Origin of the sequence: Azorhizobium oxalatiphilum (genome assembly GCF_014635325.1) — a bacterium.
GTDB classification, from domain to species: Bacteria; Pseudomonadota; Alphaproteobacteria; order Rhizobiales; family Xanthobacteraceae; genus Azorhizobium; species Azorhizobium oxalatiphilum.
This window is the reverse complement of record NZ_BMCT01000009.1, coordinates 43,986-58,050: the sequence shown is the minus strand read 5'-3', so window position 1 is coordinate 58,050 and position 14,065 is coordinate 43,986. Positions and strand designations below refer to the sequence as shown.

Below are 14,065 nucleotides of genomic sequence, written 5' to 3'. Positions count from 1 at the left end.
GGGCGTTCTGGGGCGGCAGCTGAGCGCGCCAAGTATGAACTGGAGAGAACAGGTGAGTTCGATGCGTTTGATCTGGGCGGCGGTCGCCGTTGCGTTTGGTCTGTCTGCGTGTGCGACCGTTACCCGCGATACGACCGCCACGATTCCGGTTGTGACCGAACCGGCCGGTGCGAAGGTCGTGACATCGATGGGCTTCGAGTGCGTCAGCCCCTGCGCGATCACCGCTGGGCGGAAGGATCAGTTCACCGTCACCATCACCAGGGCGGGCTTCGAGCCGGAAGCGATCGATGTGATCACGCGACAGTCAGAGGAAGGAAGGAAGGCATTGGCGGGTAACATCCTTGTCGGCGGCCTGATCGGCGCCAGCATGGACCAGGCGAACGGCGCCGATCTTGAGCATGTGCCGAACGCCATCAATGTGGCGCTACGGCCCATACCGAAACGCAGCCGCTGAGAGTGAGTGAGTGAGTACCGGGCGCTCGTGTAGCCCGGTGCTCCCGCCAATGGGAAACCGTAGTCTGGACCGTTTCCTGCCCCCGGAGAGGACAAGGAGCGGGTGACGATGCGGGCACCGTCTAAGAGCACGAAAGTGCTGTTAGGGTATTTCTCCCCGAGGCTATTGAATGCGGCCTCTGCCGTGGTGAAGTGCTTGCAGACGGCCACGTCCTCAATCTGCGCGCCTGTTTCGGGATCGATCTGTGGAACGCGTCTCGGAAGCGCAACTCGCCCCAGCGCAGGATATTGGCTGCGAAACTCCCTCGCGTGCGCGTGCACGCGTTGGGCTCCGAAAACAGTGCCTCACGCACGTGCACGCGCGAGGCAGAAGCAAGTGACCTATCTCACCTGTCAGTCGCCCATCGGGGCTGCAAGGCCGCTATTGCCGCTTATTGCATCCAGATGATTTGCCCAAGCGGACACAGGAACACATAGAGGTCGAACGCCTCAACGCCCGCCCATCCGGTCGCCCCAGAAGATGCAGACCCGATTGACTTGCCATTCGCTGCGACCTACCCAGGCGTCGCGCTGACCGAATGACCGACCACGTGGTGGAATGGAACGGGGTCGCCGTAGCGTCGATCAAGACCGGCTTCAACGCCGCTGTCGCCGCCTCTGGCCTGGCGGACGTCACACCCCATGTGATCCGGCATACGGCAGCCGTCTGGATGGCTGAGGATGGTGTGGATATGGAGGAGCGCCCAGTATCTGGGGCACGAAGACAGCCGCATCACACGCCGGGTTTATGCTCGGTTCTCGCCGCAGCATCTGCAGAAGGCGGCGGATAGCCTGGAGGTTTTCAGCCCCGCGCGATCCGCTCAGGGTTCATGCGGCCCACAAGAAGACCGCAAAATCTGCATAAACTCTTGAAATCTCTGGTGGCCCGGAGGGACGGAAACAGCTTTAGAATTAAAGCGTAATTCCAATACCTTCGCCAATTCGACCTACAAAAGATACCAACGAATGTACCAACATTTCCGGCGATGGCGGGATTGGCTGGGATTAGGCGGGATCTGGCGGGACGGTACCGAGGACGGAAGCGCGCCCTACCTCCGAACCTCCGGTTGGAACTCCAGATCGCACATGACACTGGCCTCTACGGTGGTCTGCTCTCTAAACAAATGCGCATTCTCCGCCAAGAGCACGCGGCTCCGCTCGATGGCCGCCCTTTTACCCTTGCACCTATCGGTGGCGACCTTGATGGATTGCCCCTCGCGCTTCATCTCCTCCCACTGAAAGACCTCGACGACTGCGTACAAATCACCTCGACCCGTGCAATGGCGAGCGCCGATCTCCCGAAGACGCTCGACTTCCTCAGCAGCCCCGCGAGCGCCGGCCACCAGTGAGGGCATTCGCCTGCTTCCGCTCATCACGGGCTTTCTGCCTTTCAGCTTTCAGAGCGGCACGCCGCTCCATGAACCCACCGCCCTCGCCGTTTAGAGAAGAGCCGGCGACACCCCGTCGTATCCGACCGGGGGGAGGCCACACTTCGATACGTCGTTGACGCTCCTTGAATGCCTCAAGGTCGGCCTCATCGAACATTCGGCGTTGGCGTAGCGTCCCACTGCCTACAGCGATGTAAGAGAGCTCACCGCACTTGACGTGGCCAATGAGCATTCGGGTGCTGATGCCTAAGGCGGAGGCGGCTTCTCTCACGGTGAGGAGTCTGCTGAACATCCAGAGGGCGCCCCGTGATTTGGTAACGGCCATTGAAATGAGCCGTCTGGCATAATCGTCCGAGCAAGGCACTTACGCCCTAATCAACCGGGCATATGGGCTCACTCCCCGCGGAGGCTCGTCGTCAGAAGCAGGCTGCGAGCTCTCTCCGCTCGATGCGGAAATCGCGTTTCTGCTCTCGTATTCCCTGACAGCGTCTTCGGTTATCCGGATCAGTTTCTCACCGATCCGGATCGCATCCAGCTTACCGGCCCTAATCAGGTTCCGAACATGCTGCGCGGAGCAACCCCATTCGCTCGCCAGTGTCTGGGCTGTGTAAATCCTCGGCATCAGCATTCCCCTCAAATGCACTCGCATTGGTGAGCTGAACTGACCTCGCGGTATGAAATGCCTCCGGTCAAAGCCTTGCAGGGAGGAGACGCATCGCTGCCGCCGCTGCCAACTTCTGGCGGGAAGCCGCACGAGTGTAGACTGCCGCTTGTTTTGAGTTCTGCCAACCGAAGAACGCCATGAGCTCGTGTTCAGTGGCCCCAGCTTCGGCGGCGCGGGTGGCGCCGGCCTTCCGCAGCCCATGGCACGATCCAGGCACCCCAGCCGACACACAGGCCCGCTTGAACCAGTTGCCGAAGCTCTCCTTGACGAAGGGCTCGCCGCGGCTGGTTGCAATGAACGTGCGGCCGGCACACTGGGTAGCGGCGATAGACGCGCCGAGTGGGGCAAGGAGGGGCAGGTGAACAACGCCTCGCGTCTTCTCCATTCGGATGGATAGCACCCCATCGTGGAGGTGTTCTGGCCCCAGGCGGCAAGCGTCGCCTCGGCGCAGGCCGGTGTAAAGCATCAGGTCGAAGGCCAGTCTTTCCATCGAGCCGAGAGGCCACCTCTCCTCGAACCGTTCGCACTCGGCTTCCGTCCACGTATGAAAGCCAATGTCATCATTGCGCCCCTTCAGAAGCTTCACCCCTACTGTCGGGTCGGATGGGATCAACCCACCATCGCCCGCTGCCCATCCAAAGAAGGCGCGCATCGCCTTGATATAGTCGTTGGCCCGATGTGGGGTCGCGGCTCGCCGCTCCCGGCCGGCGACAATCTCTCTGGCGCTGATGTCCGACAGAACCACGCTGCCGGCACTCTCGCTGAGTGCCCGATAGACGAACTCCCGTTGGCGACGCGTCGCGTTTGAAAGCTGCGCCCAGGCGGAGCTCTTTCGATACATTTCGAGAGCCGCTGCGAGTGAACCCGCAGTCACCTTCTGTGTCGTCGATGACGGGCTCGCCAATGCCGCTTCGTATTCGGCCCAGAATGCTGGTGTGTCGTGCTCTTCGCGCAAGCGGATCCGCGGTGACGCGGGTTTACGGACATACCAGACGACGCGGCCGTGCCGGCTCACTTCGCGAACGAGATGCGGAGGGCGTGTGCGGGGCATTACAGCACCAAGCCCTTCACCCGCTGGAGGCGGGCCGCCTCTGCATCCGATGCGTGATCGAGAGCAGTAGAGACGATGTTTTCGCCTAGCTCGACGGTGCAATGGATGAGGTCCACCCGTGCCTGAAGGCCAGCTTTCTTCGCGGCCTTCAGCACACGGGTGAGGTCGGCTTCGGTGAACCTTGCTGCCCTGCGTCCCATCTGTGCCTCCATGGGATAAGGCCGGCTCATGGCCGCCCCGGTAGTGTTTTAGGGCAGCTCACCCGCCAGTCTTCGTCGAAGAGGCGAGACCTTGTCCGGGTAGATGGGTATAAGCCCCTGCATGGCGCGTAGATCGTTTGCGAGGCTTTCCAGCACTACCTCGGCATAGTGCCGGCCGTAGGCAGCCTTGAACATCAGGCCTTCCATCGTCGTCGCCGGGATCACCAGCATTTCGACCAACGCCTCGTCCAGAATCGAGACGCGGTCATTGAAGATGTCCTCCAAAGTTCCGTCGTCTCCATCGTCGGCTTCTTTTCGCTGATAGGCTTCCCAAGCCATATCCATTGCGGCTTCCAATTCGTCCAGGCGCGGCTTGCACGCTAAAACGGCTGCGTCCGCGTCGCTGGCGTAAGCTGCGGCGACAGGTACCGCAGCCATCCCGAGCACGCCTTTGAGGATGTTGCGACGTGAGGCCATTTCGCCCTCCCTCACTGAGCCGTCATTTCAAAGATGTCGAAGCGAAGCTTTTCGGGGGCGTTGGCTACCTCGAACTTGGGGACGAGTTCATTGGGTAGGATAAGCCTTGCCACGACCTCGACCACCCGTTCACCGAACGTGTCGACCTCGACGCCGAACGCCACTCGGCTCATGTGGGGGCCGAGGGCGGTCACGCTGACAATATGCATGGCATAGACGTCAGACAGCGCCAGTGGCTCGATTACTTGCAGGGTCGTAGTCGCTCTGGTGCGCTTGTTGGCCATGTGGGAACCTCCATGCGGCGCTCTGCCTAACTTTTCAGGCTAGAGGCCATAGCCGTCGTTTTTCGACAGTTGTGACGTTAATCGACGATTATGGATGTTTCAATCTATTTTCGACACTTATGGCGATCAGCGATTGCTCGTGATATGCATGCAGCATGATCACGCCAGCTCAATGCCGCGCTGCTCGCGCGCTTCTCGATTGGTCGCAGCAACAGCTCGCGGATGCGGCGCGCGTAGGCGTGGTGACGGTCCGCCAGTTCGAGGCGGGAGCATCTCAGCCCCGGAATTCAACGCTTGATGTGATCGAGCGGGCATTTGAAGGCGCGGGTGTCCTGTTCATCGACCAGAACGGGCACGGACCGGGAGTTAGGCTGAAGGATCGGGCCTGAGGGAGACGCCCAGATTTTAGGACGGGTGCCTTTCATCGGCGGCCCATAGCGTGAGGCATCCCCAATGAGGAGATGCCCATGGCCCTGCTTACCTGCGTCCGCTGTCAGCCCCTCAAACATCTCGGAAACGGCTATGGCGGGCTCGGTGCCGCCGAAGCTCACGGCAAGCGCCTCGACGAGAAGGCCAGATCACGTGTCGTCCGGGACATTCCTCCTATCGCTTGGTCCGCTGCCGGCAGCGACCGCGGGCTGGACATCGTCGCAGCTCACCGCGTGCATCTCGATCAAACACATGCTGTGCTTCGGAAGGGTGCCGCCGTTGGCATGCACCTGATGGCCATCATTTCTCACGAATGGCTGACCGAGCTGGGCGAGAGCGCCCACTCTAGCGCCAATGAAAGAGTGCTGGCCCTCGTCTCCCAGGCGTGGACTTGGGTCGAGACATGGTGCGGCGAAAATAGCTGCTTTGCCCTTCGCTACGATTGCGACGAGAAGGGAAGCGGAGTCGTCGACCTCTTCGTTGCGCCGGTGCAGATGCAAGGCAGGAGAGGAGGCCGCCAAGTTCCAACGATCAGCATCGCAAGCGCCAAGAAGTGCCTCCGCTCGCAGTTCCACGATCAAACCGAGTATGCGGCGCTCCAATCCAGCTGGGCCGCTCACGCCAACCTCATCTTGGATCCGCGCTTCCAGCGAGGTGCTTACAAGCTGGCCACCAGGAGAGAGCATGTGCGGGCGGACGTGTTTGCTGCTCTCGCCGAGGAGACAAAGCGGGCCGTCATTGCCCGAGCCTTTGCGGATGTCACTCCTTCGATGCGCCTCATCCGCGAGGCCGCCGAGAGGTTCAGCACCGGGATGGATGAAGAGCAGATGCAAAGAATGCTGAGCACCGCCGTGACACTGTTGCGAGATCAGCAGCTTCTTTCGAGCAGCGGCATTGCCGCGCCTCATCTCCGATCCGACCACCGTGCCAACCTTCAGGACCTGGCGGTACTTCACGAGGCATTGTGTCCGCGCAAGCGCGAAGCCGGCTGGTCTCCAAGATAGAGGGCATCGTTGCCCATACCCGGCATGTTTACATACTAGAGCTTATCTTGCGGTGTCGGAGGGGTGGGAGCCGTCAAGCATGTCAGGTCAGCGACAGATCAAGATCGAGGTTCGCGACGGGAAGGTTTTTCTCGACGGCGAAGAGCAGAGCCTGGAGATTGAGGCCGTCAAAACACTCCATGTCCGAGTGACGGGGCTATCTAGATTTAGCTCGCTCGACCGGTACGCCGGGACGGCAACCAGAAGGACGCAAATCCGTGGACATGGCGCCATCGACGACACGGTTCAGGTGTTAGGTCTGAGCGCACGAACGGATAAGCTTGAGGTCAGCATTCAGGCTGCGCCACCTTCCGAGGCGAGCGAAGCACGGATTGAATGGCGTTCAGATCTAGGGTGGCTAGCAGCAGATTGGGAAACTCGGTCTGCCGAGTGCTGGTACCTACAGTGCTACGTGCCGGCAGAGACCTTTAGCGAGCTCGATCAGGAGTATCGCGAAGGAAGGCTCCAAGTTCTGTCGCTCGGCGTTCGCGCAGCTATGTGGGCGCCTTGGTCTCCCTTCCCACATGCCGAGCGAACACCTTGGCATCTCCTTCCCGGCAAGCATGGGACGAGCGCCCATGTGGTCGGAGAGCTGGGCGCAATCAACTGGGGAGATCAGCTTCCAACGGAAGGCCCCAAAGCCGGGCATCAACACTCGCACACCACCGACACTGATGACCGCCTTCTGCAAAGGACGGCGGAGGCGCCGCGCAGTTCAGCGAGAGCCATACGGGATGCGCTAACTCCCTACATGTGGGGAATGATAACCGTCATATGTCTGCTGGTGATCATCGCCGTTAGAAGCGGCTGAGGGCAGAAAAATGAAATGATGATGATCGGAGGGCATCCCGTAAAGCCGGTTGATCAATCAACTCCTTCATTTTCCCTCGGCCATCTGCACTGCGGTCGAATACGAGCGGCCCCTCTCTTCTTCGGCGGCATCTGGACCAGCTGGACCAGCCTTCGGAAGATGAAGGAGGGCGAGGTCACCACAGACCTCTATGGCTTCCTCACCACCGAGCCCGTGGCCAGCGTCCACCCCAAGGCGATGCCGGTGATCCTCATCGAGCCGGAGGAACTGGCATTGTGGATGAGCGCGCCGTGGGACGACGCCAAGTTCTTGCAGCGCCCCTTAGAAAATGGCCGGTTATTCGTCATTGTAAGAGGCGCGAAATCTGATCAGTCTATTTAGAACTGACCGACCTGACAGCATCAGCTCGTCTGACCTAAGAATTTTCCCGAATAGCCTTTTTCAGGCGTACCCAAGGTCGTTTCAAAAATTAGCTGGCATACCCGCATGCTGGGCTTCAAGAGAATTTTACGCGGCCCATGATTAATAACTTCAAGCTGAATATAACCTTGGAATCCAGCATGGATAGTAGGAGCTGTAAGGTGAACGCAAAGCCCTAGTCGAGCCAGAGAACTTTTACCTTCAACTCTAGCCGCCACGCGCGAATCTATTGGTAAGCGCACTTCTTCAACCGTCCATGCTAATATCAGCTTGCCCGGTTCGAGCTCATAGCCCTTTGAGGAAATAGTCTTTTTTTCAGAAATTTGAGAGAGAGCTGTATTAAAATCAAAATCCGGATGAGTGGGATCTATAGCCCCATTCAAGTATCCTGGATTAACGTCAAACTCCACAATCGTCTCCCCCAGCGTCAGATCAACGCTGGTAGAGCTAAATGCCTTTTCGTCCGGGGGCGGATCGATAGTGATCTGCCCCCGCTTGATTGCTATGGAAATCTCTCGATCCGTCAGTATCACGCTGGGACCTTCTCAAGTATCAGCTGCGACGAGTTCACCCAAACCCGCCATTCGCCGGTCTGAGTTTCTCTCGGCAGTTCAACTAAAGTCCGGTCCCCATCCTTTCGAATCAGACCGACCTCAATACTATTTTGATTGATGGCTCGGCGAGATACAACCAGGCGCTGACTTCCTTCGGTGGTGTTCACACCCACCACCGCCTCAAGCGGATGCAATCCATCGCTGATGGTCGCTACAGAAAGCCTCATTTTCCACTCCTCACCTCTTAGAACCTCAAGGCACATCGTCACACCGATAGACGCTTCTCATCGAGCTCATTATGCCGGAACAAAGCGTGAACAGGCAGTGAATATCCCGTGACCATTTTTAAACCCAACCCCAACTCCGCCATGCGCGTTCCGGAGCGCATTTTTTGGAGGGGTCGATCACCTACACGAGCAATCGATCTAGGTCACCACACAAGCCGACGTTGTGAGCCCTCGCGATGTGATGGGGCATTACGTGCAACCAGAATCATGGCTGACGTTCTGCGCTTTGTGTGTGTAAGGAGACGGCACAACCCATTAATTGTCTATCTCCCCATTATCCACCGCGAACGAAAAGCAAGCGCTCCGACAGCCTCATCCCGTTTTCGACATCCTCAAACTGAGGGAACAACGGCTCCACCGGATCGGAGATCAGGCACACCACCTCCCTCGGATCCGCCACGATAGGCCACCAGGACCGGTGCAGCGGGTTGCAGCGATAGGTGGCGATGGCGCGAAAGCGGGCAGGCCACGACAAGAGCCCCGCTCTCCTGGGAGGCGGGCGCAGCTAATCAATGAGGCGTGCCGTAAAGGGCTCCCCATTCCTCTTCAGTCATGGGCCGGTCGCTGACGTCGTGATGGATGGTCGTCTCTCCGCTGAGTTCGACGGCCGCTAGATCAGGGAGCGCCTTCTTCAGCAGCCCGAGCGCGGCCGTGACCTGCGTCGAGGTCATGTCCACCTTTCCAAGGACATGGTCTGTCAGCCGATTTACGAGCTGACTGGCTTGGATCTTGGCTCGGGTCTCGTCATCGTGGCGGATCTTGCGGGTGCGGGCTGCCATGTTCGCTCCGGCGGTCAGTGGGGGAGGCCGCCGGGCGGAGTGGGCTGCGGGCCGGCGGCGACGATGGCCTCCAATTCGGCATCGGTGAGACGCTGGAGGTCTGCCACAGTCTTCCGCTCCTGCTTTTCGATCCGCATGCCGGAGAGGATGCCTTTCTCCTTAATGGCAGCGATGGCCGGTGCGAACTGGCCCGCGTCGAGGGCGCGCTGACGCACTTCCTCCGCTTCGGCGATAAGAGATGCCACCGTGACCTCGGAGCGCATCGCACCCCGCTCTTGAATCTCGGCCACGCGACTCCGCACGTCGTCATTTGTCATCAGCCGATGAGCGTTCTGGCGGTTAGGACTATAGCCAGCAAGGGCATAGGCGTCGTCAGCCGTGTTGCCCTTGGCGAGTTCCTGGGCGAAGCGCTCCCATCGCGGATTGGACAAGGCGGCCATCACCGGTCCTCCTCGATTGCCTGCGTGCCGCCAAGCGCCCGCATTACCCTCTGCTGGAAGGTGATCATCTCCCGCTGCGTGGGCTTCCTCGGCGCCTGTGCGAGCAGCGTCTTCGCCAGTTCCGGGTTCAACATCGCTTCCTTCACGATGTCATCCACCTGAGCGAGTCCGCGAGCGCGAAAGGTACCGATGGTCTTGGCCGCGGCCCCTCCGCCTATGGCGCCGAGCACCGTGCCGGCCGGGCCGAACAGCGCCGTGCCGGCGGCGGCACCGGGAGCCATGGTGCTTGCATGGAGAACGAACTGGCCGAGCCACGACATGGGTTGCTGGCTCTGCTTCGCCATGCCGGCCAGATCCTGAGCCGTGTTCGACTGACCGGGCAGCTCAACAGCGGTGATGGAGCGATTGGCCCGCTGAAGGTCCGCGGCGATGGCGCTCAGGAGATTGATCTCCTCCTGTGACATGACGTGCCGCAGCGCCGGCCGGTTCTGGCGGACGAAGGTCTGGAACTGGTCCGCCTTCAGCAAGCCCTGCTGGCTGGTACCTGCCTCTGTGTTCGAGACGAAACGGCCGTTGATGTAGTCCACCACGGCTTTGCGAAGGCCTTCCTTGGCCTCCGGGTTAGCCCTCACCTGATTGGCGAGTTGCGCCATTTGCTTCGCGGCGTCCTGCCGGCCGAACAAGGAGCCGATAGTGCGCGTCACATCCGCCGGATCATCGATCCCGAGGAGCTTGCCCACTGCCCCCTGCTGGAACTGGTCCAGCGCGACTTTCCGGTCGATGGCGGCTTGAGCCATGACCTCTGCAGCCCTTACAGGTTCCGCCAGCAGCCGATCGACCTCTGGGAGGGCCCGGAGCGCGTCGGAGTGCTTCGCGCGCCACTGAGCCACCTTGGACGGGTCTAGCGTGCCATCGGGCAGCTCTGCCGCCTTTCGCAGGGTAGACAGCGCATAGTCCTGAACCAGTGCCTGCGCCCGCTGGTCGCCCACGCCATTGATGAAGCGGGTTGCTGCCTCGTAGCCGGTAGGGCCAGCCTTGAAGACCTGACCGCCGACCTCGCTGTTCAGCGTGCCTTGCGGGAACAGCGCCGCCTCATCGAGAGCGCGGGAGGCCTTCGCCGCAGTGCCCATCTCCTTCACCAGTTCGGGGAAGGCACGAAGGCCATTGGCGTGCTGGCGCATCCACGATGCGTAGCGGTTCGGGTCTAGCGTGCCATCCGGGCGCGTCGCTGCCTGCCGCAGGCTGGACACCGCATAGTCGCGCAGGGTGACGAGCGCGGCCCCGTCGCCGGCAGCTTTGCGGAATTCCTGAATGCGCTGGAAGCTGTCTGCGCCGCCGGTGAAGAACTGACTCGGCACGTTGGCGTCGCGGAGGCGATACGTGTCCTGCCTGCTGCCTGGCTGGAGAGCCTGTCCTACCGAGCCTTCATCGAAAGTCTGGGCACGCTGGCGGGTCGCGGCAGATGCCGTGCTCAGTCGTCCGGCTGCTCCGTCGTCGAAGTTGGCTTCGACGGGTTGGGCTGGAATGTCCCTTCCAGATACTCCCTGATCGCCCGCAGCATCTGAAAATTGCCCTCGGCCTTGGCTCGCTCCTCGGCGTGCGCCAGAAAAGCCGCCCGCTCCCCCGGTGCCATCGGGTCCAACAGCGGTGCCAGTTGCTCCCCAAGACGCCTGTTGCTGCTGCCAACCATCTCGCCACCGGGTTAGGAGCGAGAGAAGGGAATCCTCCTCGCGCATCGCGCCTGAGGCAATCGCTTGAGCTTCCTGCTCTGCTCGGGCGGCGACAGCCCCCTCGATATCATTTTCGACGGCTCCCCGCACGCGGGACATGCGGCCATAGGCCTGCGTCCGGCCGTTCTCGGAAAGCTCCTTCGACATGGCGTTGTTGAGCCACGTCCGGAACTCCCGGATATCCTTGAACGGGATAACCTCCCGGAAGCGGAGAGCCGTCTGGAACATCTGTTTCTCGACGGCGCTGAACGGAGCCCCGGCCGGCGAGCGGTCTTTCAGGATAGCGATCACCGCTTCCCGCGTGCCGCCAGCCGGAAGGTTCAGGGTCCCGCCGGGGTCCACCGCGTCCCACAGAGCGTCCTCGCGCACCTTGGCCTCTTGCCGGGCCGATGACAGAGCCTCACGGGCCTGTGCGCCGTAGCCTTCCGGCGTGCCGCGTCCGCCGAGCGCGTCCACAGAGCCCTGCGCAGCCGCGCGCGCTTGATCGACGCGGGGCTGCGCCATCGCTGCCATGTCAGCGCCGTAGCCCTCAGGAGTTCCAGTTGCGCCCAAATCGTGCGTTGCGCTACGCGCCCGGCGCAGAGCGAGAGACTCGGCCGCGCCTGTGGCAGCATCGATATCGGCTAGCGTCTGGCGGAGAGTGCCAACCACCGCTTCTGCATGGCCGCCGGGCTGGATGCCTTCCAAAGCGCCAACGCGGGCCGAGTTCTGCTCGGCGCGCCGCGCATTGAAGGCCTCTGGAGCGCGCGTGGCCGCCACACGCTCAAGCCCACCCAACCCCATGTCTCCGGTCATCTGGAAGGTCGTCGGCCTTGAGCCCCCCACCAGTTCGACCGGCGCATTTTCCAGCGCCTCACGCGCCAGCGGCAGATCCGTAGCCGCAGAGCGGAGAGTGTTCGCCGCCATCTGCTGGCGCCCGGATGCGGTAAGGGGCGCGGAGAACTCGCCCACCACGCGACCAGCCTCACGCGCCGCGCCGGGGAGAGCGACGGCCCCCGCTCCAGCTACGCCGCCGAGCAATCCGCCGACCGTCTCCGCAAGGGGCCGGTACTCCTCTGGCAGAACCTCACCGGCCGTTCCCGCACCCGCGCCGCTCACGCCGCCGACAATCGCGTTCGCGGCCACGTCGCCAGCCGTAGCCGAGCGCCCCAACACCTTACCAAGGACTTCGCCAGCAGCTGGGGCAACAGCGCCCGCTCGCGTCAGCCCAGCAAGTGCCGCTTCGGGGGCGATGGCATAACCGACGCCCTGCCCCGCAGCGCGAGCAACACGCTCTCCAGAATTTGCCGGCTGCACATCAGCCGGATTGTTCACACCGACGCGCTCGAACTGGCGTGCAAACCATTCGCTGCCCCCGACGCCGGGATACAGCGGCGGCACTTCACTGCCAGTCGCGGCGTTGACGCCACGAATGCCGAGATTAATCGCGCCACGCGCCAAATCCACCGGAGCGCCGGCCACCGTGTAGATGGCTTCATTAAGGCCGGCCGTTGCGTTGTTCCAAGTGCCGGTCTTCGGCGGCGTGGGCGCGTCGGGAAGCCCCTGAAAGGCAGCATTGAAACCGGACATCGTGTCGATGCCGTTACCTTCCGGCTCGTCCAGCGTGAAGCCGGGCGGCAGGTCAGCCGTGCCAGACCCGCCGGTTAGAGCCGGATAGGAAACGGGCGGCCCGGCCGACTGCACCGGGTCCAACGAAAATCCGGGGGGCAGGTCACTGGCCATTGAGGGGCACCCATTGTCCGTTGCGGCGGATCAGCTTCTGTCCATTTGGGCCGGACGCTGTGCGGCCTTCCATAGGGTCGGCGGAGGCTCGCGCCTGAGATGGCTGTGATGTCTGCGGGGCTGCGCCGGCCGTCGGAGCAGCCCCCGGCACGACGGAGGCTGCGTCCAGATCGGAGTGCCCGTAGTTGGTGCGGATCTGATTGATGCGGTTCTGGCGGAATTCCATAGCCTGTTGATTGAGGCCTGTGATTTCCTTGATCCGCTGCTTAACCAGCTTCTGATCATTGATGTTCTGGAACAGCTCGTTCCATGCGCGCACCGCGTCGCCTTCGGTCTGGACGCCCTTGTTCAGGCGCAGACTGTCATTGCGGACCTTTTCGAGGGTCGCGATGAAGGAGGCATAGTTCCGAGAATTCTGGTCGGAGTTGCCAACCCAGTTCTTGGCGCCGGAGATGAAGTTGCTCATGGGGCCGAGTGCCAGTTGGCCTGAAGTGATCTGGGCTTCCGCGTTCCCAAGCTGCTGATTGATGCTCTGCGCCGCCTGGATGATCTCCAGATCCTCGTTCTGCATCTTGAGGGCCGCAGCAGGGAGGGGCTTTGGCTGGCCCGCCGCCATGACGGATGCGGACGGCAGCTTGCCGGTGGACACAAAGCTCTTGAACTCGGGTGTGCCCGGCTCATAGCCCGCCGAGATTGCCTGCTCTGCCCGTCGAGACGCGACCGCCGCCTGATCCTCCGGACCGCCGGGGATCGGCTCTAGACCGCCGCCAGCCTTCGCCTGAAAGCCTGCGGGCGCTTTCGGACCGGCCTGAAAGAGCGGCGTGGCCTGTTGCGCGCGGGGATCCACCGCCACAACGGAACCGTCTTGTGTCTGGATGATCTGCGGCTTCGCCGGGGACTGATAGACCTGCCGCACGGACTGGGTGTTGGGGTCGCCGTAGAGCACACCGTCTGCCGTCTGGAAGAACTGCCCCTGCCGCGGCGTTGGATTGAGCCGTTCGACGATGGCCGCGCCCATCGCTCGCGCGCCAGGGCTCTGACTGGATAGCAAGCGCGTCAGCCTACTCGGGTCGGCCTGCACGGCCGCCAGCAGTCCCGGAGAGGGCTGGCCGGGCGTGGCGGCCGCACCCGGCGACGCCCCTTGCCCTTGAGGGGCTGCACCGGAGGCGGTGATGCCGAGCAAGGCCACGCCACCCGCAATATCCAGGTCGTTCTGCGCCCGCTCGGCCTGTTGGCGCAGGTTTGTGAAGCCTTGATCGAAGGAGGAGAACGAGAGGGGGCGGAAGTCTGACAT

The 14,065-nt window shown here is 61.9% G+C and carries 17 protein-coding genes; 6 read left to right on the top strand and 11 right to left on the bottom strand.

What is annotated here, in order from left to right; all coding sequences use genetic code 11:
* The first annotated feature begins 61 nt into the window (after positions 1-61).
* Positions 62-454, top strand: a complete 393-nt coding sequence (locus IEW24_RS23815; protein WP_188583420.1) for a translation initiation factor 2 — start codon at positions 62-64, stop codon at positions 452-454.
* Positions 455-1,559: 1,105 nt separating this feature from the next.
* Complete coding sequence (locus IEW24_RS23805) at positions 1,560-1,841, top strand: hypothetical protein (protein ID WP_188583630.1); 282 nt, start codon at positions 1,560-1,562, stop codon at positions 1,839-1,841.
* Here the strand turns inward: IEW24_RS23805 and IEW24_RS29135 are convergent.
* From IEW24_RS29135 to IEW24_RS23775, 5 genes are all read right to left on the bottom strand, one after another.
* Positions 1,810-2,172, bottom strand: a complete 363-nt coding sequence (locus IEW24_RS29135; protein WP_188583418.1) for a helix-turn-helix domain-containing protein — start codon at positions 2,170-2,172, stop codon at positions 1,810-1,812. The two genes, IEW24_RS23805 and IEW24_RS29135, sit on opposite strands and share 32 nt — an antisense overlap.
* Before the next feature lie 397 nt (positions 2,173-2,569).
* Positions 2,570-3,499: a tyrosine-type recombinase/integrase gene (locus tag IEW24_RS23790; protein WP_244644637.1), complete on the bottom strand. Its 930-nt coding sequence runs from the start codon at positions 3,497-3,499 to the stop codon at positions 2,570-2,572.
* Positions 3,500-3,594: 95 nt separating this feature from the next.
* Positions 3,595-3,795, bottom strand: a complete 201-nt coding sequence (locus IEW24_RS23785; protein WP_188583415.1) for a hypothetical protein — start codon at positions 3,793-3,795, stop codon at positions 3,595-3,597.
* A 48-nt stretch (positions 3,796-3,843) separates the two neighbouring features.
* Positions 3,844-4,272, bottom strand: a complete 429-nt coding sequence (locus IEW24_RS23780) for a hypothetical protein (RefSeq protein ID WP_188583414.1) — start codon at positions 4,270-4,272, stop codon at positions 3,844-3,846.
* A gap of 11 nt (positions 4,273-4,283) precedes the next feature.
* Positions 4,284-4,556 carry a hypothetical protein gene (locus IEW24_RS23775; protein WP_188583413.1) on the bottom strand — a complete coding sequence of 91 codons (273 nt, stop codon included), beginning with the start codon at positions 4,554-4,556 and terminating at the stop codon, positions 4,284-4,286.
* A 155-nt stretch (positions 4,557-4,711) separates the two neighbouring features.
* On the opposite strand from IEW24_RS23775, the gene IEW24_RS23770 reads away from it, so the two are divergent.
* From IEW24_RS23770 to IEW24_RS23755, 4 genes are all read left to right on the top strand, one after another.
* Complete coding sequence (locus IEW24_RS23770; protein WP_188583412.1) at positions 4,712-4,945, top strand: helix-turn-helix domain-containing protein; 234 nt, start codon at positions 4,712-4,714, stop codon at positions 4,943-4,945.
* Between the two features lie 78 nt (positions 4,946-5,023).
* Positions 5,024-5,989 carry a hypothetical protein gene (locus IEW24_RS23765; protein WP_188583411.1) on the top strand — a complete coding sequence of 322 codons (966 nt, stop codon included), beginning with the start codon at positions 5,024-5,026 and terminating at the stop codon, positions 5,987-5,989.
* 79 nt (positions 5,990-6,068) lie between these two features.
* On the top strand, positions 6,069-6,839 hold the full coding sequence (locus IEW24_RS23760; protein ID WP_188583410.1) for a hypothetical protein: 771 nt from the start codon (positions 6,069-6,071) through the stop codon (positions 6,837-6,839).
* 15 nt (positions 6,840-6,854) lie between these two features.
* Positions 6,855-7,220 carry an SOS response-associated peptidase family protein gene (locus IEW24_RS23755; protein WP_188583409.1) on the top strand — a complete coding sequence of 122 codons (366 nt, stop codon included), beginning with the start codon at positions 6,855-6,857 and terminating at the stop codon, positions 7,218-7,220.
* A 20-nt stretch (positions 7,221-7,240) separates the two neighbouring features.
* Here the strand turns inward: IEW24_RS23755 and dcd are convergent, their stop codons facing one another.
* The 6 genes from dcd to IEW24_RS23725 form a co-directional block, all read right to left on the bottom strand.
* Positions 7,241-7,792 carry a dCTP deaminase gene (gene dcd, locus IEW24_RS23750; protein ID WP_188583408.1) on the bottom strand — a complete coding sequence of 184 codons (552 nt, stop codon included), beginning with the start codon at positions 7,790-7,792 and terminating at the stop codon, positions 7,241-7,243.
* On the bottom strand, positions 7,789-8,040 hold the full coding sequence (locus IEW24_RS23745) for a hypothetical protein (protein ID WP_188583405.1): 252 nt from the start codon (positions 8,038-8,040) through the stop codon (positions 7,789-7,791). The genes dcd and IEW24_RS23745 overlap by 4 nt, the downstream gene beginning before the upstream one ends.
* A gap of 569 nt (positions 8,041-8,609) precedes the next feature.
* Positions 8,610-8,879: a hypothetical protein gene (locus IEW24_RS23740; RefSeq protein WP_188583403.1), complete on the bottom strand. Its 270-nt coding sequence runs from the start codon at positions 8,877-8,879 to the stop codon at positions 8,610-8,612.
* 14 nt (positions 8,880-8,893) lie between these two features.
* Positions 8,894-9,319: a terminase small subunit gene (locus IEW24_RS23735; RefSeq protein WP_188583401.1), complete on the bottom strand. Its 426-nt coding sequence runs from the start codon at positions 9,317-9,319 to the stop codon at positions 8,894-8,896.
* On the bottom strand, positions 9,319-12,771 hold the full coding sequence (locus IEW24_RS23730) for a hypothetical protein (RefSeq protein ID WP_188583399.1): 3,453 nt from the start codon (positions 12,769-12,771) through the stop codon (positions 9,319-9,321). The genes IEW24_RS23735 and IEW24_RS23730 overlap by 1 nt, the downstream gene beginning before the upstream one ends.
* Positions 12,761-14,065, bottom strand: a complete 1,305-nt coding sequence (locus IEW24_RS23725) for a hypothetical protein (protein ID WP_188583397.1) — start codon at positions 14,063-14,065, stop codon at positions 12,761-12,763. Before IEW24_RS23725 ends, IEW24_RS23730 begins: the two co-directional genes overlap by 11 nt.